The organism is Flavobacterium enshiense DK69, assembly GCF_000498495.1.
Lineage (GTDB): Bacteria > Bacteroidota > Bacteroidia > Flavobacteriales > Flavobacteriaceae > Flavobacterium > Flavobacterium enshiense.
In genome coordinates, this window is record NZ_AVCS01000001.1 from 16243 (window position 1) to 37081 (window position 20839).

Consider the following 20839-nt stretch of genomic DNA (forward strand, 5'->3'; position numbering starts at 1 on the left):
GTTAAGAAATCTAAGTAAACGGAAAAACAATATTATACTTCTACTCCCCAGGTAGACGGACTTTTACGCCATTCTTTTAAAGTGTCGTATTCGTCTTCTGTAATGTATTGTTTTGCAACGGCTTCTTTCAATAACATATCGTAATTACCAAGCGTGAAAAGTTCCACATTGGCTTTTTTGAAATTCTCTTCAGCAATTTCGAATCCGTATGTAAAAATAGCCACCATTCCTTTAACATTGGCGCCGGCTGCTTTCAGTGCTTCTACGGCCTGCAAGCTGCTTTTTCCGGTGCTGATCAGATCCTCAACAACCAATACGCTTTGTCCCTTCTGTAAGAAGCCTTCCACCTGATTCTCGCGTCCGTGCTTTTTAGGTTCCGGGCGAACATATACGAAAGGCAGTCCCATGATTTCTGCAACAAGCATCCCTATCCCGATAGCGCCTGTAGCTACACCGGCAATCACATCAGGTTTGCCAAATTGTTTTTCAATATTTTTGGCAAATTCCTCACGAATATAATTTCTTATAGGTGGAAATGAGAGTGTTATGCGGTTATCGCAGTAAATAGGCGATTTCCATCCAGAAGCCCATGTAAAAGGATTTTTTGGATTTAATTTAATTGCGTTTATTTGTAAAAGCAATTCGGCAGTTTTCTTAGCTGTGTCTGTGTTAAAAATCATACTGCAAATGTATAAAGTTTTTGTAAACGATAAGCCTCTTTTCTTAACAAATCAAGTTGTTAAAGAAACTGATTTTCAGCTCTTTCTGTTGGAAAGTGTTGATATTAAGCAAATTATAGTAAAAATGTTTCAGAATAAAATTAATAAAGCATTTTTATATCATCCCGATGAAAAGGAAATTTTAACAAAGTTAAAGGAAAAAATTCCTGTAGTCAAGGCCGGAGGCGGATTTGTTTATAATAAAAATGGAGAAATTCTTTTTATTTTCAGGAATGGAAAATGGGATTTGCCCAAAGGCGGGATAGAAAAAGGTGAGTTAATTGAAGAAACAGCTATTCGCGAAGTAGAGGAGGAGACTGGAGTCACCGGATTAAAAATTACACAAAAGCTTCAAAAAACTTATCATATCTTTAAACGTAACGGTAAATACAAACTTAAAATTACGCATTGGTTTGAGATGAAAACCGATTTTGAAGGTGAGCCTAAGGGACAGGAGGATGAAGGAATCGAAAAAGTGGTTTGGTTAAAACCGGAAGAAATTAAAGAAGCCTTGAGTAATTCTTATGAAAACATTAAACTGCTTTTTCAGGAGGAGAATGTTATTTGACGAGAAAACATTCGGAAGGTTGTAAAGTTGTTTGGATAGCCCTGATGGGAGTGGCATCCTTTTGTGGATCCCGTTTTTTAACGGGAGGAACAAAAGATACAACGGACAGCAGGAACAAGGATTTCAAGTATGCCCGAACGATTAAGCTTCTAAAACTCAAAAAAAAAACTGGGGTTTTGAAAGTCAATCAACGGGATAATAAAAGTTAATAAAAAAGGCCGCTCTTCTAAAAGCGGCCTTTTTTATTATTAATATCGCATTACTTTATAAATAGGGTATTGCAGATGTTCTTTTTCGTAGTATTTTGAATGTTTGTAAACCCAGTCCAATTGTGCTTCGCCGCTTTCGGCAAATTTTTTGTCTTCCTGGCGTTTCTTTTCCAATTCGGCTTTCAGTTTTGGATTTTCGTCCAGAATCTGTTTGGCTAAATCTTCGAAAACATAAGCTGAATAATATTCTTTTTGCTGTAAAATAGTATCGAAGAAATTCCAGTTGAAGAAAGAATCAACAGCTTCCGGCTCTAATGTTTCCAATAGGTATTTTACGTTTTTCTGGCTCGTTTTCACTACAAAATCGCCTTCGCTGAATTTTACATTTTCACGTCTTGCGGTAACGGATGTGTTGTAATGGGCATAATGTCCTTCGAAGGCTTCTTTACCGGTTTTGTAATCGGCAATTTTATAGCTTTCCACATTTATAACCGTGTCTTTTTTCAATGGCTGCATGTCAATTCTGTTCTGTCGCAGCAATTCGATTACTTCCCAATGTTGTTTCGGAACAATATAAGATGTCGGAATGGTGATTTCCTTTTTAGGTTTATATACTTCGTAAAACGGGATCATTTTTTTGAAAGGTTTTGTGCGATCGTAGTACAAACGCGGTTTTCCGGAAACTTCGCTCGGTTTGTATTTGCCTTCATAACCTAAAAACGGAATCTGTTTTACCTTTGCCGAATCAATTTCCCATTGCACGGTGTATTTATTATTCGGGTAATAATTGCTTAAGTTATCCTGGCGCAGCTTTTTAATCTCGGCCGCATTTTTATCGGTATAATTTAAGGTTGACAACATATATTCATAAGTTACCTTAACTCTGTCGGCATACTTTTTCAGCATATGTGTTTCCACCATAACGCCTAAAGTGTTGAACATGGATGCGTAACCTGTCGAAAATCTTGGTGTTTCCATGTTTTTGGCAAATCCTTTTTCAGGAACATCGTTGTAGATGTTTACATAAGGAACCGGTTCGATTTTTTTGGATTTCAGATCTTTTAAGATGGAGGGCATCATCTGTTCGTTAAAAAACGTACCTAAATTACCGCCCAATTTCTGATAATGCGTGTCGATATATGTTAATGTGTACTGATAATCGGCACCATTACTCACATGGTTGTCAATAAAAACATCCGGATTAACGACATTGAAGATTACCTGAAAGCTTCTGGAGTTTCTTGTGTCGGATTTTATGAAATCGCGGTTCAAATCAAAATTTCTGGAATTTCCCCTGAAACCATATGACTCCGGGCCGTTTTGATTGGCACGGGAAGTGGAGTTTCGGTTCATGGCACCACCGATGTTATAGACAGGAATTGCCACGACTATAGTGTTTTTTGGAGCTGCGATTTTACCTGTAGCCAAATCTTTCATGAATAGCATGGTAGCGTCGATTCCATCAGTTTCTCCGGGATGGATTCCGTTGTTAATCAGTATTACGGCTTTGTTTTGAGTGTTGATTACTTTATAATCAAATATTTTCTCCGGATTGAAAGTAACTATATGTAATGGTTCACCATTATCGGTACTCCCCATTGTTTTTACTGCAATCGTTTCGAAACTTTTATCCAGATTTTGATAGTAATTTATTGCTTCCCTGTAGGTAGCCGACTGGTTTCCGTTTCCTTTTTCAAAAGGTGTTTTTAAGTCGGGTTGTTGAGCAAAAAGGAATGAAGTCCCTAAAAGGAATACGCCTATGTTTTTTTTCATGGATGTTATTTTGTTTTGACAGATTCGGGAACTAAAATAGTGTAATCTCCTCCGTTTCGGATTACGTCGCGGACAATGCTAGAACTGATGTGCGAAGTGTCAATCGCCGTCAATAAAAATACGGTTTCGATATCCGACAGCTGGCGGTTGGTGTGCGCGATAGCTTTTTCGAATTCGAAATCGGCTGGATTACGAAGTCCGCGCAGGATGAATTGCGCATTTAGTTTATGGCACAAATCAATGGTCAGTCCTTCATAAGTAATCACAGAAACTTTTGGTTCGTTTTTGAAGGATTCTTCGATGAATTTTTTGCGGTCTTCTAGTGAAAACATGTATTTTTTTTCGGCATTGATACCGATGGCAATCACGATTTCGTCAAACACCGGCAGAGCTCTTTTAATAATATCGTAATGCCCCAAGGTTATCGGATCGAATGAGCCTGGAAATATTGCTTTTCTCATAGTGATTTGGATTAGGCTAATGCCAATTCAATCGCATTATCGAACAATTCGGTTAATGAAATTCCGGCTTCTTTGGCTTGTTGCGGTAAAATGCTTTCGGTGGTTAATCCGGGGATCGTGTTCATCTCCAGCATGAATGGTTCGCCGTTTACGATGATGAATTCACTTCGTGAGAAACCTTTCATTTTTAAAACTTCATACGCTTTTTTGGAAACGGCTTCCACTTTCTGGCAGATGTCGTCCGAAATTCGGGCTGGTGTAATTTCCTGAGATTTACCTAAATATTTAGCTTCGTAATCGAAGAAATCATTTTCGGAAACAATTTCTGTTATTGGTAAAACCTTTGTTTCGCCTTTGTAATTGATTACACCGACAGAAACTTCGGTTCCGTCAAGGAAGCTTTCAATGATGATTTCATTATCTTCTTTATAGGCATTTTCAATTGCCGGAAGTAATTCTTCTTTAGTTTTTACTTTGGAAATTCCGAAACTTGAGCCCGATTTGTTAGGTTTAACGAACATTGGAAGCCCAACTGTTTTGATGATTTCGTCTTCGTTAATAACATTGCCTCTATCTAAATAGTAGGAAGTAGCTGTTTTGATACCGTAAGGTTTTAAAACTGAAAGCATGTCGCGTTTGTTGAATGTCAGCGCCGCCTGATAATAATCGCATGAAGTTTGCGGAATGCCTAATAATTCGAAGTAAGCCTGCATCAACCCGTCCTCGCCCGGCGTACCGTGTATGGCATTGAAAACCACATCGAAAGTAAGTTTGATTCCGACATAATTCACTGAAAAATCATGTCGGTTTACCGGGAATTCATTTTCATTTTCATCCACCATCACCCATTTTTCTTTGAAAATGTGAATCCGGTAGGCATTGTATTTGGTTTTGTCCAAGAAATTATAAACGACATTTCCGCTTTTTAAAGAAATTTGATATTCGCTGGAATAGCCTCCCATGATGATGGCAACATTTTTCATATATGTAAAATTTATTTTTTAGAGGTCATATATAGTATCGCTTTTTTGGTGTTTGTTTGCACAAACTTTTTTAAGTAGCGATTTCATATTTTGGCCGTTATTTTATAAGTACTAGTTCTTACAAAATTATCACTATTTGTTGAAACAAAAAATCTTTAGTATTTTATATCTTTGCCCAAAACCAAAACTATGAGTTGGAAGAAATTTTTAACAAGTCCTGTATTTTTCAAAAACCTGGCATTAGCTTTAGTGATTGTAGCTATATCTGTTTTTGGAGTGATGAAATTTTTAAGCGTGGCAACCAATCACGGAGAAGAGATTCCGGTTCCCAATCTGGCAAAAATGTCACTTGAAAAAGCGGAAGAGCGTTTAAGCGACATCGATTTGGAGTTACACTTGTTAGATACAGTGGATTATAATCCGGCTTTTCCTCCTTATTCTATTGTGGAACAAGATCCGCTTCCGGCTGTAACCGTTAAGGATGGCCGTAAAGTATATGTGAAAATCAATTCGGGAGGTTATGCGAAAGTGGTATTACCGGAATTGGTGCAGAAAACATACCGTCAGGCTTTATCGACTTTACGTGCTCTAGGCCTTCAGGAAGGTGATGTGAAGTATGTTGAATATATGGCAAAAGACGTAGTTTTGGAAGTGAAACAAAACGGAAAAACGCTGAAAGCCGGTGATAAGATATTAAAGTCATCAAAAATTGATTTTGTTTTAGGTGACGGAAAAACCGGGTTCCAGGACCAGGAAATGGACAGTATTAATGCAAGTGAACAATTAGAACCAGCTCCGGCAGAAGAAGAAAATGCAGAATAATCATATTACAGATCAGGAAGAATTAGACGAAGAGTTATACGAACATTATCGTTTTGAAGCTGGAAAAGGTCAGGCGCCGTTGCGCGTGGACAAATTTTTAATGAATTTGATTGAAAATGCTACGCGTAATAAAATCCAGCAGGCTGCAGCCAACGGGAATATTTTCGTAAACAACATCCCGGTCAAATCCAATTATAAGGTAAAGGCAAACGATGTGGTGCGTGTTCTATTGGAGCATCCACCGTTTGAAAATATTATCATCCCTGAGAACATTCCGTTGGATATCGTTTATGAAGACGACCAACTATTGGTAATCAACAAGCCGGCCGGTTTGGTGGTGCATCCCGGACATGGAAATTATACAGGAACCTTGGTCAATGCATTGGCCTATCATTTTGAGAACCTGCCGATGAACAGCAGTGAACGCCCCGGATTGGTTCATCGAATAGATAAAGATACCTCAGGTTTGTTGGTAGTTGCCAAAACCGATAATGCCATGGCACTTTTAGCCAAGCAGTTTGAAGAGAAAACCTCCGAAAGAGAATACATCGCAATGGTTTGGGGGAATGTTGTTCAAGATGAGGGAACTGTAACCGGATATGTAGGTCGTCATATGAAAGACCGCATGCAAATGGCTTGTTATGACAACGAAGAATATGGAAAATGGGCGGTAACTCATTATAAAGTTATTGAGCGTTTTGGATATGTAACTTTAGTTTCGTGTAGATTGGAAACCGGTCGTACACATCAAATCCGCGTACACATGAAGCACATCGGGCATACATTATTCAACGATGAGCGTTATGGAGGTCACCTGATTTTAAAAGGAACTACCTTTACCAAATACAAGCAATTTATCGACAACTGCTTTAAGACATTGCCAAGACAGGCGCTGCACGCGAAAACGTTAGGTTTTGAGCATCCGACTACAAAGGAATTTATTCGTTTTGATACCGAAATGCCTCAGGATATGAAGGAATGTATTGAAAAATGGCGCGTCTATTCTAAATCGCACTCGGTTGAAGATGAAAATTAAATAATAAAAGCCTCCCTATTTTGGAGGCTTTTTTAGTATTATTCCAAAACGATATCGCGTTTGCCAACCCAAATACCGTCGACTTTTTTTACTTCGACAACGCCTGGACCTCCTTTTTCCCTATCATAGGAAGCAGCTGGTTTATTCAGTAGCGGATCATCTTTAAATAAAAAATCATTGATGTACATTGGTTTGCCCTTATCCGGTACTTTAACCGCCGAGTGAATGTGTTGCGGATTATTACTGCTAGGGTAGGATGCAGGACGAATCGTTTCAATTTTGTACTTCCCGTCTTTATCTGTTTTGCACCAGCCGTGATGAGAACCATGCCATTTCTGAACCCCTTTTTCGTCTCCTTTTTTAGAATACAGGCCTTTGGAATCTGTGTGGTAGGCATACAGGATTACATTGGCATAGGGAGATTTGTCTTTTTTGTAAACAGTTCCGCTGATGACCAATTTCTCGCCGTCTTTTTTTTCATCCGGAATGATCATGGTTGATGTTAATTGTTTCGGCATATTCACAAAATAACATTCGATAGGAGCATCCGGACTGTCGCAACTGTCTTTTTCAGTGGTGCTGGTTACAGAAGATTGTGCCAATTCTTTGGAATTGTCTTTTTGCTTACAAAAAGACATCAGCAATGCGATGCAAATAAGTCCTGCTAATCTGATAGAATGTTTCATAACATAAGCTTTTGATAATCAATTTATATTCTGGATTCACAGTTGACTTGTGTTTTTGTAACTTAGAGAAAGGTGACAATGATATATAAGTTCCCGGTGATTTTTTATGAAATCTGTTTCAGGATTTCACGTTCCGAATGTCTTACCAGCGGTTTGAATTTTTCATACCATTCTTTCCAGGCTTCGGCACTCATTTCTCGGTTTAAATCCGCTTCAAAATCGGCTAAGGTTTTATAAGGCGATTCGAATATGAAACGATAGCTTTCTCCGGTGAAGTCGGTTAGGATTCTTCCGCCTTCAGGCATTTTCATTAAGCCAAGACTGTTGGCTTGTTCAAACATCGCTTTGGCTTCTTTAAATCGGCCAAATTGTAAATAGAATATTTCTCTGACTACATACATAATGTAAAAAAATTAAATTAAACAAAAAATGACTGCTAAAGTTACGAATTAATAAAATTGTAAGATATTGATTTGTAATATTTTAAAATTAATTTTTCTGATTTTGAATGAAACGGATGAAAAACATTCTGTGAGATAATTTCCGAATTCTGAATTCAAATTTCTATTTTTGCTCAACAACACAATTATACCATGTACAAACAGCTTATTCGTCCTATACTTTTTTGTTTCGATCCTGAAGCAGTTCATTATTTTACTTTTTCGGCCGTTCGTTTTGCCAATAAAATTCCGGGTGTTTCTGCAATACTAAAATCGTGCTATGCGGTCAACGATAAACGTTTAGAGCGTGAAGTGTTTGGTTTGAAATTCAAAAATCCGGTAGGACTTGCCGCTGGTTTTGACAAGGATGCCAAATTGTATAAAGAACTTTCGGATTTTGGCTTCGGATTCATAGAAATTGGTACGTTAACTCCAAAAGGCCAGGAAGGAAATCCGAAAACGCGTTTGTTCCGTTTAAGAGAAGATTCGGCGATTATTAACCGAATGGGGTTCAACAACGGCGGCGTAGAGGAAGCGGTACAACGTCTGAAAGCGAATAACGGCGTTTTAATTGGTGGAAACATCGGAAAAAACAAAGTTACACCTAACGAAGAAGCGGTAAGGGATTATGAAATCTGTTTTGATGCTTTGTATGATTATGTGGATTATTTCGTGGTAAATGTAAGTTCGCCTAATACCCCTAATTTGAGAGCGTTGCAGGATAAAGAGCCGTTGACGCAATTACTGCAGACGCTTCAAACCAGAAATGCAACTAAGCCAAAGCAAAAGCCAATTCTTTTAAAAATTGCACCGGATTTAACTGATGAGCAATTGCTGGATATCATCGATATTGTAAAAGAAACCAAAATAGCAGGCGTGATTGCAACCAATACAACTATTTCCCGTGACGGATTGCAATCAGTGAATAAAATTGAAATGGGTGGTCTTTCCGGAAAACCATTGACGAAACGTTCTACGGAAGTAATTCGTTTTCTTTCCGAAAAGAGCAATAAAGCATTCCCGATTATTGGTGTGGGCGGAATTCATACAGCTGAAGATGCCATCGAAAAACTGGAAGCCGGCGCCAGTCTGGTACAATTGTATACTGGATTTATTTACGAAGGGCCAGCCTTGGTGAAAGCCATTAACAAAAAGATTTTAGAAAAAGCATAAAAGGTAGTACCTTAGCCACTCAGAACCTCAGATTCTTCAATGGAAAAAGTCAAGATTATCGAGTGTCCTCGCGATGCTATGCAGGGCATTAAAGAATTTATCCCGACAGATAAAAAAGTGCAGTACATCCAATCGTTATTGCGTGTTGGTTTTGATACCATTGATTTCGGAAGTTTTGTTTCGGCTAAAGCCATACCGCAAATGCAGGACACGGCAGAGGTTTTGGCAAAATTAGATTTGTCTCATACTCAAAGTAAACTGCTGGCTATTATCGCCAATACGCAGGGAGCGGAAAATGCTTCCGTTCATCCTGAAATTAAATATTTAGGTTTTCCTTTTTCGATATCGGAGAATTTCCAAATGAGAAATACCCATAAAACGATAGCTGAATCGTTGGTAACGCTGCAGGAAATTTTAAACATAGCCGATAGAACCAATAAAGAAGTGGTGACTTATATTTCCATGGGCTTCGGAAATCCGTATGGAGATCCCTGGAATGTGGAAATAGTAGGTGAGTGGACGGAAAAACTGGCTGCGATGGGGGTTAAGATTCTTTCCCTTTCTGATACCATTGGAAGTTCGACTCCTGAAGTCATCGATTATTTGTTCTCCAATCTGATTCCAAAATATCCTAATGTGGAATTTGGAGCTCATTTGCATACTACACCTGATAAGTGGTTTGAAAAAGTAGATGCAGCCTATAAAGCTGGATGTCGCCGTTTTGATGGCGCTATTCAGGGCTTCGGCGGTTGTCCGATGGCTAAGGACGATTTGACCGGAAATATGCCAACCGAAAAGATGCTTTCTTATTTTACCTCTGTGAAAGCAGACACCAATTTAAGCCCAATGAGCTTTGAAAGTGCTTATAATGAAGCGCTTAAAATCTTCACAGTTTATCATTAAGATTTCCTGTTAAAAATTATTTAAAAAAAGTCTAAATAATATTTGACTTATTTAGAATGAGTATATATATTTGCACCTGTAAATTTATTTTAACTCAATCTAAATAAATAGATATATGAAATTCAAAAATGTACTTTTAGCGTCTTTGCCTGTGGCAGCTCTATTTTCTGTTTCTTGTTCAAATGATGATAATAATACTTCTCAAGAGCAAGTTTTCAACTACACTGTTCCAACAACTTATGCGTTTGAAAGATCTGGTGAATCAACTGTTGATTATGCTGGTCAGACAAACCGTGTTCTTATGCTGGATGAAATGGGTACAGAAATTAAAAACAAGGCTGCTGCAGGAACAGTTCTTGATGCAGCTAAGTTGTCTGATATGTATAACAACGTAAACAGTCAGTTTTCAAATGTTGCGTTAAATACAGCTACAGATAAGCAATTGAAAAATAAAACAGCTGCTTCAAGAGATTTCTTCGTGAATTTTAACGGAGGAGCTACTATAGCTGAGCAAACTGCTGTGAGAAATTTATTCCAAGCACAATTCGATAATGCTGCTGCTGCCAGCGGAGGTGAAGTTGCTGCTGCAGGTGTTGCGGGTACTTATATAGATGGTAATTCTAAGCGGTTATTTGCGGCTAACGGATTAGAGCCTCAACAAGTGCTATTAAAAGGTATGATGGGAGCTTGTTTCATGGATCAGATTGTGAACAATTACTTGAGTAAAAATGTTTTGGATGAAGGTTCAAACAGAGAAAACAATACAAACAAGGTTTTAGAGGAAGGTAAGAATTATACTAAAATGGAGCACCTTTGGGATGAAGCTTATGGTTATATCTATGGAGGAGATGATCTGACGGGTACAAGTCCAGTGCTTAAATTTTGGAGCAGCTATATAAAACAAGTGGATGATGATTCAGATTTCGGATCTTTAAGAGAGGATATCGAATTGGCTTTCAGAAAAGGTAGAGCAGCAATCACAGCTGGCGACTATGCAACACGTGATACGCAAATTGCAATCATCAAGAAAAAAATAGCATTGGTTCCTGCGGTTAGAGCAGTATTCTATCTTAAAGAAGGTAAAGGTAAATTAGCTACTGATTCTGGCGCTAAGGCATTCCACGCACTTTCTGAAGGATACGGATTTATCATGAGCTTGCGTTATACTAACAGGCCAGGTACAAACTCTCCTTACATGACAAAAGCAGAAGTTGATGCTATCTTAAGTGGGTTGACAGCAGGAACAAACGGACTTTGGGATGTTGATTACTTGAATGACCATATTGATGGATGGGCTGAGCAAATCGCTACTCGATTCGGATTTACTGTGGCTCAGGCTGAAACGGTTACTCCTTAATTTAATATAAAAATGAAAAAACAGAAGAGAATGACTCTTCTGTTTTTTTTATACTTTTGCAAAAAATTTCAAAAATGAAAAAAATCCTTCTTTTAATCGGTTTTACTGCTTTTTTTGCAGCATGTTCTTCTGACAATGGCGGTTCGGATTCTTCAGGAGATGGTTATGACAGAACGGCTCTTCTAACGAATTGGGCTGATAATTTAATTATCCCATCTTTTGAGAATTATCAGATTAAAGTTGCGGCACTTCAAACAAAAGTTGGCGATTTTACTGCTGCTCCGTCTGAAACTGGATTGGGAGAAGTAAGAACCGCATGGATTGATGCTTATAAAGCTTTTCAGTATGTTTCACAGTATGAAATCGGTAAAGCAGAACAAATAAAATTCGTTAGCTGTACCAATGCTTATCCTACCAATGCCACCGGTATTGAGACTAATATAGCGTCTGGAACGTATAACTTTTCCCTTCTTTCGCAATTAGATAAACAAGGTTTTCCGGCTATTGATTACATGGTTAATGGCTTGGCGGATGATGATGCTTCGATAGTGGCTTTTTATACGTCTAATTCAAATGCGGCAGGTTATAAACTGTACCTGACTAATTTGACGGCAAGACTTAAAACCAATGTTGATCTGATTGTGAACGACTGGAACGGAAACTATAGAGCTGCTTTTATAGGAAGCAATGGTAATTCTGCGAGCAGTTCTGTTAACAGAATGGTTAATCTTTTTGTGAAGAATTACGAAACGTATGTGCGCTCAGGAAAAGTGGGTTTACCGGCAGGAGTTTTTTCAGAAGGTATAACTTTTACTAATAAAGTTGAAGCATATTACAAAAATGATATTTCAAAAATATTATTAAATGAAGGAGTTAAAGCAACTCAGGATTTTTTTAACGGTAAGTATTTTAATTCTGAAGTAACAGGTCCGAGTTTAAAAACATATTTGGATTATTTGAATGTTGTAAAAGACGGACAACGTTTAAGTACAATTATCAATAACCAATACACAACTATCAACAGTACAAATGCATTGTTAGGAGATAGTTTTTCAGAACAGATTTTAATAGATAACGGGAAAATGATCGCTTCTTTTGATCAGATGCAGTGGAATGTGGTTTATTTCAAACTGGATATGATTCCGGCTATGAAAATTGTAATAGACTATGTTGATAATGACGGCGATTAATAATGATTGACGGTCTAAGAAAATATCTTAATAAAACTACAGAAACCGCGACGCTGGCCTTTTTCAGGCTGGCGTTTGGTTTAATGATGCTGGGTAGCATTATCCGGTTTGTGAGTTATGGCTGGGTAGAAAAGCTGTATATAAAACCGTTGTTCCATTTTTCTTATTACGGTTTCGAATGGGTAAAACCTTTGGGTAATTTTACATATTTGTTGTTTTTTATTTGTGGTTTGGCTGCACTGATGGTTGCAATAGGCTACAAATACAGAATAGCAATAATTGTTTTTTTTCTTGGTTTCACTTACATCGAACTGATGGATAAAACCACTTATCTCAACCATTATTATTTTATTTCACTGGTAAGCTTTTTGTTGATTTTTTTACCCGCAGAAGCTGCTTATTCCGTAGATGCTTACCAAAATCCGAAAAAGGCTTTTCAGCAAATACCTTCCTGGACAGTTGATGTAATAAAATTGATGCTGGGTATCGTATATTTTTATGCTGGATTGGCCAAACTTAATTCGGATTGGCTGTTCGAGGCCATGCCTTTAAAAATATGGTTACCGATGAATGCCGGAATGCCGGTTGTAGGTGAATTTCTTAATGAAAACTGGGTGCATTATGCATTAAGTTGGTGCGGTGCTATTTACGATTTGATAATCCCGTTCTTATTACTTTACAAAAGAACACGAATTTTAGCGTTCATGCTGGTTGTTTTTTTTCATGTATTTACAAAAATGCTATTTCCCATAGGCGTTTTTCCGTATGTGATGATAATTAGTACCTTGATCTTTTTCGAATCCGGTTTCCATAAAAAAGTCCTCCAAAAAGTTTTCGGATTATTCAAAATGAATGCGGATCGGTTTGAAAACGGATTGGCTAAAAATAACCAATTTGCTTTTTCGGAAAAATTAAAATTCGGTTTCATAGCTTTTTTTATGAGTATACAGTTGCTTTTCCCGTTCCGTTATTTGCTGTACCCTGGTGAACTTTTCTGGACCGAAGAAGGTTTCCGTTTTTCATGGCGTGTAATGCTTATGGAAAAAAATGGATATGTTCAATTCAAAGTTACTGATGCCATCACCAAAAAGACAGCTTATGTCAACAACAGCGATTTTCTGACTACTTTTCAGGAAAAGCAAATGTCTTTTCAACCCGATTTTATTTTAGAATACGCCCATTTTTTACACGATTATTATAAAAAAATAGGTTTTAACGACCCGATAGTCAAAGTTGAAAGTTATGTCAATCTCAACGGTCGTTTAAGCCGAAAATATATAGATCCCAATATAAATCTTGCAAAAGAAAATGAATCATTTAAACATAAAACCTGGATACTTCCGTTCAACGATGAAATTAAGGGATTATAAATATCTGTTATTACTTTTTTTAACCTTCAATGCGTTCTCACAATATAAATTTTCAGGAACTGTTGTTGATAATACCGGAAAAAAACTTTCAGGGGTAGAGATCGTCAATAAAAGTAACGGACGAAGCATTTACACCGATAAAAAAGGGGATTTCTCCATGAGTGTTTCGGCTCCTGGAAATTTCGTATTTGTCTTTTTTATTGAGGACTATGCAATGGTTGAAAAGGCAGTGAAGATTGATAAGACGGAAACTTATCTGAAAGTGGTATTGTACCCTTTGAGTAAAACGCTTTCTGAAGTTGTTATAAACAAACAACGTGAAAACATAGCGGCAGTCAGAAAACTGAAAGACATTGAAGAGACAGCTATTTATGCTGGAAAAAAGACGGAAGTAGTTGTTCTGGATAAATTGACAGCCAATAAAGCTACAAACAATCCGCGCCAGATTTATTCTCAGGTGGTAGGGTTAACGATAAACGAAAGCAACGACGGAGGTTTGCAGCTTTCTGTCGGCGGACGTGGTTTGGACCCCAACCGAACATCAAATTTCAATACGCGTCAAAACGGTTACGATATCAGCGCCGACGTGTTAGGTTATCCGGAAAGTTATTATGCCACGCCAACAGAAGCTTTGGAAGAGATTCAAATAGTTCGCGGGGCTGCATCTTTACAGTATGGAACGCAGTTTGGAGGAATGATCAACTTTAAAATAAAAAGTCCGAGTAAAAAAGAAATTGAATTTGCCAACAGAACTACAGGCGGGTCGTACGACTTGTTTACCAACTTCACCAGTTTGAGCGGTACCAAAGGGAAGTTCAGCTACTATTCTTTTTATAATTACAAACAAGGGAATGGTTTCCGTCCTAATTCACAGTTTGATGCCAAAAACTTCTTTGCTAACCTAAACTACCAGTTTACGGCAAATACATCTTTGCATTTTGATTATACCCATTTCGATTATTTGGCAAAACAACCGGGAGGTTTAACGGACTATATGTTCAATCAGGATCCAACGCAAAGTAACCGCGCACGTAACTGGTTTGCTGTGGATTGGAATCTGTATTCTCTTCGATTAAAGCATAAATTCAGTCATAATGCCGATTTTTCATTGCAGTTGTTCGGTTTGGATGCATCAAGAGATGCGCTCGGATTTCGTTCTAACCGTGTTTCAGATGAGGATAAGCAAGGAACGGAAAGAGACTTGATTTTGGGTGATTTCGTGAACTGGGGAGCAGAAGCACGTTATCTGAAAAGATATACCTTATTTAATAATTCCAATGCCTTTTTAATAGGAGGGAAGTACTATCAGTCAAGAAATACCGGGATTCAAGGGCCTGGAAGTTCAGGGTCTGATGCCGATTTTGAATTGGCTACGGATGAATTTCCGGATTACGGCAATCAATCATCATATGTTTATCCAAACCTGAATGTTTCTTTGTTTGGAGAAAATATTTTCAAAATTTCTTCGGCTTTTTCAGTTACTCCGGGTTTCAGATATGAGTATATAAAAACACAGGCTGATGGTTATTACAGACGAATCCGTAAAGACTTGTCTGGTAACGTTTTTTATGACAAGACAAAATATGAGAATACTGTAAAAGAAAGAAGTTTTGTTTTATTGGGATTAGGATTAAGTTACAAGCCGATGAACAAAATGGAGATTTATGGAAATATTTCCCAAAACTATCGCTCAGTAACATTTAATGATATCCGTACTGCCAGTCCGAGTCAGGCTATTGCCGAAGATATTACCGATGAAAAAGGATATACGGTTGATATCGGAACCAGAGGAAAGTTATTTGAAAAAATAACATTTGATGTCAGTGGTTTTGCTCTGTATTATGACCAGAAGATAGGGGAGTATGAAGCCGCAAATCCAGACGGGGGAGCCGCTGTGGTACGTTTACGCGACAATATCGGAACTGCAATTACTTATGGGGTTGAAACGATGTTAGACTGGAATATCGGCAAAACATTCTTAGATGATAATGAGAATTTTGTATGGAATATGTTCTCCAATGTATCTGTTACAGGATCGGAATATCTTGAATCCGACAAACCAAATATAAAAGGAAATAAAGTTGAATTTGTTCCCTTGTACAATGTGAAAACGGGAATGGGAATGGGATACAAGAACTTTTTGTCGAGTCTTCAATTAACGTACGTTTCTTCTCAATTCACAGATGCGGAAAACCTGGAGGCAGATCCGAATGATAATATTTATGGTATTTTCGGTGAAATTCCTTCTTATTATGTGGTGGATTTATCAGCGGCATATAAGTGGAAACGATTCAAATTAGAGGCGGGAATAAACAACATAACGGATAACTGGTACTTCACCAGAAGAGCTACCGGATATCCCGGACCTGGGATTATTCCTTCAGAACCGAGAGTGTTTTATACTACTTTGGAATTTGTTTTTTAAAGTTAAGTTAAAAGAGTTTTTATAAGAAGTTTAAATGTACTATATTTGCATGCAATTTAACTACAAATTGCAACATGAAAGCACATACAGCTAAAATTATCGGTGAAGGTCTGACCTACGATGATGTTCTTCTGGTTCCAAATTACTCTGAAGTACTTCCACGCGAAGTAAGTATCAAAACTAAATTCTCGAAAAATATTACGCTTAACGTTCCAATTGTTTCTGCAGCAATGGATACCGTTACAGAAAGTTCTATGGCTATTGCTATGGCTCGTGAAGGTGGAATTGGTGTTTTACATAAGAATATGACCATCGAACAACAGGCTGCTGAAGTACGCAAAGTAAAACGTGCTGAAAGCGGAATGATCATCGATCCGGTTACTTTACCTCTAACAGCTACAGTAGGTGATGCTAAACAGGCAATGCGTGAATTCGGTATCGGTGGAATTCCGGTAGTTAACGGTCATCAGGTCTTAAACGGAATTGTTACCAATCGTGATTTGCGCTTTGAGAAAAACAATGGCCGTGCCATTACTGAGGTAATGACATCTAAAAACCTTGTTACAGCTCCGGAAGGAACAACTTTAGCTACTGCAGAAGAAATTCTTCAGGAAAATAAAATCGAAAAATTACCTGTAGTTAATGAACATAACAAATTAGTCGGTTTAATTACTTTCAGAGATATTACTAAACTTACTCAGAAACCTAACGCAAACAAAGATAAATTCGGACGTTTACGCGTAGCTGCCGCTCTTGGTGTTACTGCCGATGCAGTAGAAAGAGCTACCGCTTTGGTTAACGCAGGTGTTGACGCTGTTATCATCGATACGGCTCATGGTCATACAAAAGGAGTAGTGGACGTTCTAAAAAAGGTGAAAGCTAAATTCCCTGAATTGGATGTGGTTGTTGGAAATATCGCTACTCCAGAGGCTGCTTTATACTTGGCAGAAAGTGGTGCCGATGCTGTTAAAGTTGGAATCGGACCAGGTTCTATCTGTACTACCCGTGTAGTTGCCGGTGTTGGTTTCCCTCAGTTCTCAGCTGTATTGGAAGTTGCTGCCGCTTTACGCGGTACTGGTGTTCCGGTTATTGCTGACGGTGGAATCCGTTATACAGGAGATATCCCGAAAGCAATCGCTGCAGGTGCCGACTGTGTAATGCTAGGTTCATTATTAGCAGGAACAATGGAATCTCCGGGTGAAACTATCATCTTCGAAGGAAGAAAATTCAAATCATACCGCGGAATGGGTTCTGTTGAAGCTATGAAAGAAGGTTCTAAAGACCGTTACTTCCAGGATGTGGAAGACGATGTGAAGAAACTGGTTCCGGAAGGAATTGTAGGCCGCGTTCCTTACAAAGGCGAATTGAACGAAAGCATGTTACAATTCATCGGAGGATTAAGAGCCGGTATGGGATACTGCGGTTCTTCTTCTGTTGAAGAGTTACAAGCCAAAGGACGTTTTGTGCGCATTACATCAAGCGGTATCAGCGAAAGCCACCCGCACAATGTAACAATTACTAAAGAAGCTCCGAATTATTCGAGATAAGATAATAAAATCAAAAAGAAAGCCTTCAGTTTGACTGGAGGCTTTTTTATTTTTAGGAGCAAAGGGCTTGGGCTTTTTGGTAATCCTTTTTCCTGCTGTCCACTATATTTTTTGTCCCGTTAAAGACGGGACAAAAAGATGCCGTTCCCATCAGGGCTATTTCGGTAATCTATTTTCTTCTTTGTAATCTCTCACATCAAGACAATAAAAAAACCACTCGTAAAAGAGTGGCTCTTTTCAGTATTAGATATTCAAAATGGATTATCGTTTCATTGAGAAGTGTGCTTTGAATAGTTTCTCAGCGCCGTTCTCTTTGTATTTAACCGTAAACCAGTAATCCGTAGATGGTAAAGTATGTCCGTCAAACAATCCGTCCCATCCGGTTCCGCCGGGAACAATCTGTTTGATCAGTTTACCATAGCGGTCGAAAATATGGATTTCAGCATTCGGCTGATCATTACTCAACGACCAGATGTTCCAGGTATCGTTGTAACCATCGCCGTTCGGTGTAAAGAAACGCGGATAGCCAATGGTCACGATATGCTCTAGAGTGATATTTGTACATCCTGCGGCATCCTGAATCGTTACGGTGTGCTCTCCCGGTAAAACATTTACAAAGACATTGCTGTCCTGGAAGGCTCCGCCATCCAAACTGTATAAATAAGATCCGTTTCCGGCTACAGTTACCGTGATTGCCTGAGTATCCTCAAAGTAATCCGTAACTACTGCAGTAGCACTAGTTGCCGGATTAGACTCGTCTACATTAATTACAAACTCATCATTACAACCTGTACTCGAATTCATTATCGCAACAGTATACTGACCTGCCTGAGTAGCCTCATAAGAACTGGATGTAGCAATCACTGTATTCATATCACCGCCATAATACCATTGGAAAGTATAGGCAGCCGGATCTAGACCAGTATCCATATTATATCCGGAAATCAATGTTCCGGTTACACTGTCTATACAAACCATTCCAGGATCTATAGTAGTTTTAGGCTTAGGATTTACCACAATCACAATTGTTTTTGGTTCTCCTGAACAACCATTATAAATAGGTGTAACAGTATATGTTGCTGTCCCTTGTGCATCTCCTGTAGTTTCCAGGGGCTGACTGATCGGTATACCTGCTCCCGGAGTTGTTTCAGTTCCGCTTCCATTAGAAGCGCCGGTAACTCCGCTTTCAACAACAGTCCACATGATTGAAGTTCCCTGAAAAGTTGGCATAACATTAATTCCAGATAAATCGCCACTGCAAATATCTTGTGGAGCTCCAATGCCAAACACTTCCGGTGTCGGATTAACTGTCACTGTAACCGTAACTGGAGTGCCAATACATCCATTAGCCGTTGGTGTAATCGTATAAATAACTGTACCTGACGACAAACCAATTGTACTCAAAGTTTGAGTAATAGCACTTCCCGAGCCTGATGATGCTCCAGTCACACCATTTGGTTGAACAGTCCAATCGAAAGTAGTATTTGGTATATTGCTGGTCAACTGAATATTGGTTCTTTCGCCCGAACATAAGGTTTCCGAATCCGGACTGGCTTTAATAATAGGTTTCGGGTAAACGTTAACGGTAACCGTTTTAGGCGTTCCATAACAACCATCGTTAACTGGCGTAATGTTATATACAACCTGACCTACGATTGTACCTGAAGCTGTCAGGACTTGGTTGATTGATGTCCCTGTTCCGTCTTGTGCCCCTGTAGCTCCACCTAGCCCTACAGCATTCCAGATGAAAGTCGTGTTGGCAGTTGCACTTAACATAGTGATATTGGTCGAATCACCTGTACAAATAGATTGCTCAGTTACATTAGTACTCACAACCGGAATAGGGTTTACCGTTACTGTTACTGTTGTTGGTATTCCTGCGCAATTAATTGATGATGAAGGTGTGATGGTATAAGTTACCGTTCCTGTGGTAGTCCCTGCAGTAAGCACCTGAGAAATGATGTTTCCGCTTCCGTTAGAAGCTCCGGTTACGCCTCCTGTTTGGGTATAGGTCCACGTGAAAGTAGTATTCGGAACTGTTCCGTTTAATCGAATTCCAGCGGACTGTCCTGAACACAATGATTGTGATAGTGGATCAGCGATTACTGTAGGTGTTTGTACCACTGTTACGGTTGAAGATTCTGATAATGACTGAATACAGTTCGGAGTAGTTCCTGCAATCGCATTCACCAAAGTATAAGTAGCGTCTGCTGTCAAGTTACCTGTATTTACAGTTGCCGTCCCGGCCGTATCAAGGATTACTGTTTGAATTGTTCCTGAGTTAACAGTATATTCAACTGTAGCGCCCGGTGTTCCGGTGAATGTCACAAAAGTTGAAGAATTGCTGCAAACTGTTGTGTCGTCTGAAATCGAAGCAGTAGGCTGCTGAGCGATGTTTACAACAGCTGATTGCAATAATGTTCCTGTACATCCTGAGGTTGAGGTAGCATCAGTCAACTGATAGGTTGTTTGAGCCGATAAATTTCCGCTATTGAAAGTTACTGAACCCGTTGCAGGTAATGTAACCGAAGCCGGAGTTCCGTTTACTGTATAGTTAACCGTTGCATCTGGAGTACCTGTGATGGTGATATCTGTAGCTGTTCCGGTACATATTGTCGCCTCTGTAACAGAGATGGTTGCTGTAGGTGTAGCTAATACATCTACGTTTGCAGTTACTGAGCATCCGTTGATATCGGTAAATGTGATGATAACCGTTCCTGCGGAAACTCCTGTAACCCATCCGTTTACATCCACAGTGGCTATTGAAGTATCGGAAGATGTCCACGCATTAGTCGATGCCGCTGTTTCCGAACCCATTAATTGTATTCTTGAACCATTACACACCGATAAGGTTCCTGAAATTGTTGGCAATTGGTTAACCGTAATGATCATAGGTGCTGTAGAAGCACATTGTCCGGCATCGGGAGTAAAAGTATAGTTGGTTGTGGTTGTGTTATCCAATGCAGGAGACCAGTTTCCGGTTATACCTTCATTTGATGTGGTTGGCAAGGCAGCTAACGTTCCGCCTGAACAAATTGGCGCAACCTGAGTAAATGTTGGCGTCACAATAGGGTTAACCGTAATGGTCATAGGTGTTGTAGAAGCACATTGTCCGGTATCCGGAGTAAAAGTATAGTTGGTTGTGTTTGTGTTATCCAAAGCCGGAGACCAGCTTCC

Annotated in this window: 17 protein-coding genes; 10 read left to right on the forward strand and 7 right to left on the reverse strand. The window is 38.9% G+C overall.

Going from position 1 to position 20839, the window contains the following annotated elements; genetic code table 11:
- Window positions 1-32 precede the first annotated feature (32 nt).
- Complete coding sequence (gene pyrE / locus FEDK69T_RS00085; protein WP_023572083.1) at window positions 33-680, reverse strand: orotate phosphoribosyltransferase; 648 nt, start codon at window positions 678-680, stop codon at window positions 33-35.
- 7 nt (window positions 681-687) lie between these two features.
- On the opposite strand from pyrE, the gene FEDK69T_RS00090 reads away from it, so the two are divergent.
- Complete coding sequence (locus FEDK69T_RS00090; RefSeq protein WP_023572084.1) at window positions 688-1287, forward strand: NUDIX hydrolase; 600 nt, start codon at window positions 688-690, stop codon at window positions 1285-1287.
- 248 nt (window positions 1288-1535) lie between these two features.
- Here FEDK69T_RS00090 and FEDK69T_RS00100 read toward each other — a convergent pair whose 3' ends face one another.
- The 3 genes from FEDK69T_RS00100 to FEDK69T_RS00110 are packed head-to-tail and all read right to left on the reverse strand — an operon-like array spanning window position 1536 to window position 4713.
- Window positions 1536-3269 carry a M14 family zinc carboxypeptidase gene (locus FEDK69T_RS00100; RefSeq protein WP_023572086.1) on the reverse strand — a complete coding sequence of 578 codons (1734 nt, stop codon included), beginning with the start codon at window positions 3267-3269 and terminating at the stop codon, window positions 1536-1538.
- 5 nt (window positions 3270-3274) lie between these two features.
- Complete coding sequence (gene coaD / locus FEDK69T_RS00105; protein WP_023572087.1) at window positions 3275-3730, reverse strand: pantetheine-phosphate adenylyltransferase; 456 nt, start codon at window positions 3728-3730, stop codon at window positions 3275-3277.
- 11 nt (window positions 3731-3741) lie between these two features.
- Complete coding sequence (locus tag FEDK69T_RS00110) at window positions 3742-4713, reverse strand: D-alanine--D-alanine ligase (protein ID WP_023572088.1); 972 nt, start codon at window positions 4711-4713, stop codon at window positions 3742-3744.
- Window positions 4714-4902: 189 nt separating this feature from the next.
- Here FEDK69T_RS00110 and FEDK69T_RS00115 point away from each other — a divergent pair, with 189 nt between their 5' ends.
- Entirely contained in the window at window positions 4903-5535 is a 633-nt protein-coding gene (locus tag FEDK69T_RS00115) for a PASTA domain-containing protein (protein WP_023572089.1), read from the forward strand.
- Window positions 5525-6571, forward strand: coding sequence for an RluA family pseudouridine synthase (locus FEDK69T_RS00120; protein WP_035630900.1), 1047 nt, complete (start codon window positions 5525-5527; stop codon window positions 6569-6571). Before FEDK69T_RS00115 ends, FEDK69T_RS00120 begins: the two co-directional genes overlap by 11 nt.
- Before the next feature lie 38 nt (window positions 6572-6609).
- Here the strand turns inward: FEDK69T_RS00120 and FEDK69T_RS00125 are convergent, their stop codons facing one another.
- Both FEDK69T_RS00125 and FEDK69T_RS00130 read right to left on the reverse strand, forming a co-directional pair.
- A complete protein-coding gene (locus FEDK69T_RS00125) occupies window positions 6610-7257 on the reverse strand; it encodes a dioxygenase family protein (protein WP_023572091.1) in 648 nt (215 codons plus the stop codon).
- A 104-nt stretch (window positions 7258-7361) separates the two neighbouring features.
- Window positions 7362-7658, reverse strand: a complete 297-nt coding sequence (locus tag FEDK69T_RS00130; protein WP_023572092.1) for a hypothetical protein — start codon at window positions 7656-7658, stop codon at window positions 7362-7364.
- A gap of 192 nt (window positions 7659-7850) precedes the next feature.
- Here FEDK69T_RS00130 and FEDK69T_RS00135 point away from each other — a divergent pair, with 192 nt between their 5' ends.
- From FEDK69T_RS00135 to guaB, 7 genes are all read left to right on the forward strand, one after another.
- Window positions 7851-8870: a quinone-dependent dihydroorotate dehydrogenase gene (locus FEDK69T_RS00135; RefSeq protein ID WP_023572094.1), complete on the forward strand. Its 1020-nt coding sequence runs from the start codon at window positions 7851-7853 to the stop codon at window positions 8868-8870.
- Window positions 8871-8909: 39 nt separating this feature from the next.
- Window positions 8910-9773, forward strand: a complete 864-nt coding sequence (locus FEDK69T_RS00140; RefSeq protein WP_023572095.1) for a hydroxymethylglutaryl-CoA lyase — start codon at window positions 8910-8912, stop codon at window positions 9771-9773.
- Between the two features lie 115 nt (window positions 9774-9888).
- Window positions 9889-11130 carry a DUF4856 domain-containing protein gene (locus FEDK69T_RS00145; RefSeq protein ID WP_023572096.1) on the forward strand — a complete coding sequence of 414 codons (1242 nt, stop codon included), beginning with the start codon at window positions 9889-9891 and terminating at the stop codon, window positions 11128-11130.
- A gap of 74 nt (window positions 11131-11204) precedes the next feature.
- Window positions 11205-12320: an imelysin family protein gene (locus FEDK69T_RS00150; RefSeq protein ID WP_023572097.1), complete on the forward strand. Its 1116-nt coding sequence runs from the start codon at window positions 11205-11207 to the stop codon at window positions 12318-12320.
- A 2-nt stretch (window positions 12321-12322) separates the two neighbouring features.
- Complete coding sequence (locus tag FEDK69T_RS00155) at window positions 12323-13690, forward strand: HTTM domain-containing protein (RefSeq protein ID WP_035630901.1); 1368 nt, start codon at window positions 12323-12325, stop codon at window positions 13688-13690.
- Window positions 13629-16115, forward strand: coding sequence for a TonB-dependent receptor domain-containing protein (locus tag FEDK69T_RS00160; RefSeq protein WP_420834696.1), 2487 nt, complete (start codon window positions 13629-13631; stop codon window positions 16113-16115). Before FEDK69T_RS00155 ends, FEDK69T_RS00160 begins: the two co-directional genes overlap by 62 nt.
- Window positions 16116-16189: 74 nt before the next feature.
- Window positions 16190-17662: an IMP dehydrogenase gene (guaB, locus tag FEDK69T_RS00165; RefSeq protein WP_023572099.1), complete on the forward strand. Its 1473-nt coding sequence runs from the start codon at window positions 16190-16192 to the stop codon at window positions 17660-17662.
- 261 nt (window positions 17663-17923) lie between these two features.
- On the opposite strand, the gene FEDK69T_RS00170 is transcribed toward guaB, so the two are convergent.
- The coding region (locus FEDK69T_RS00170) for a PKD-like domain-containing protein (protein WP_035656259.1) at window positions 17924-20839 on the reverse strand (2916 nt) is incomplete at its 5' end.

Coding starts and splice junctions, on each gene's coding strand:
- pyrE (WP_023572083.1), bottom strand. CDS start 680: ATGATTTTTAACACAGACACAGCTAAGAAAACTGCCGAATTGCTTTTA.
- FEDK69T_RS00090 (WP_023572084.1), top strand. CDS start 688: ATGTATAAAGTTTTTGTAAACGATAAGCCTCTTTTCTTAACAAATCAA.
- FEDK69T_RS00100 (WP_023572086.1), bottom strand. CDS start 3,269: ATGAAAAAAAACATAGGCGTATTCCTTTTAGGGACTTCATTCCTTTTT.
- coaD (WP_023572087.1), bottom strand. CDS start 3,730: ATGAGAAAAGCAATATTTCCAGGCTCATTCGATCCGATAACCTTGGGG.
- FEDK69T_RS00110 (WP_023572088.1), bottom strand. CDS start 4,713: ATGAAAAATGTTGCCATCATCATGGGAGGCTATTCCAGCGAATATCAA.
- FEDK69T_RS00115 (WP_023572089.1), top strand. CDS start 4,903: ATGAGTTGGAAGAAATTTTTAACAAGTCCTGTATTTTTCAAAAACCTG.
- FEDK69T_RS00120 (WP_035630900.1), top strand. CDS start 5,525: ATGCAGAATAATCATATTACAGATCAGGAAGAATTAGACGAAGAGTTA.
- FEDK69T_RS00125 (WP_023572091.1), bottom strand. CDS start 7,257: ATGAAACATTCTATCAGATTAGCAGGACTTATTTGCATCGCATTGCTG.
- FEDK69T_RS00130 (WP_023572092.1), bottom strand. CDS start 7,658: ATGTATGTAGTCAGAGAAATATTCTATTTACAATTTGGCCGATTTAAA.
- FEDK69T_RS00135 (WP_023572094.1), top strand. CDS start 7,851: ATGTACAAACAGCTTATTCGTCCTATACTTTTTTGTTTCGATCCTGAA.
- FEDK69T_RS00140 (WP_023572095.1), top strand. CDS start 8,910: ATGGAAAAAGTCAAGATTATCGAGTGTCCTCGCGATGCTATGCAGGGC.
- FEDK69T_RS00145 (WP_023572096.1), top strand. CDS start 9,889: ATGAAATTCAAAAATGTACTTTTAGCGTCTTTGCCTGTGGCAGCTCTA.
- FEDK69T_RS00150 (WP_023572097.1), top strand. CDS start 11,205: ATGAAAAAAATCCTTCTTTTAATCGGTTTTACTGCTTTTTTTGCAGCA.
- FEDK69T_RS00155 (WP_035630901.1), top strand. CDS start 12,323: ATGATTGACGGTCTAAGAAAATATCTTAATAAAACTACAGAAACCGCG.
- FEDK69T_RS00160 (WP_420834696.1), top strand. CDS start 13,629: ATGAATCATTTAAACATAAAACCTGGATACTTCCGTTCAACGATGAAA.
- guaB (WP_023572099.1), top strand. CDS start 16,190: ATGAAAGCACATACAGCTAAAATTATCGGTGAAGGTCTGACCTACGAT.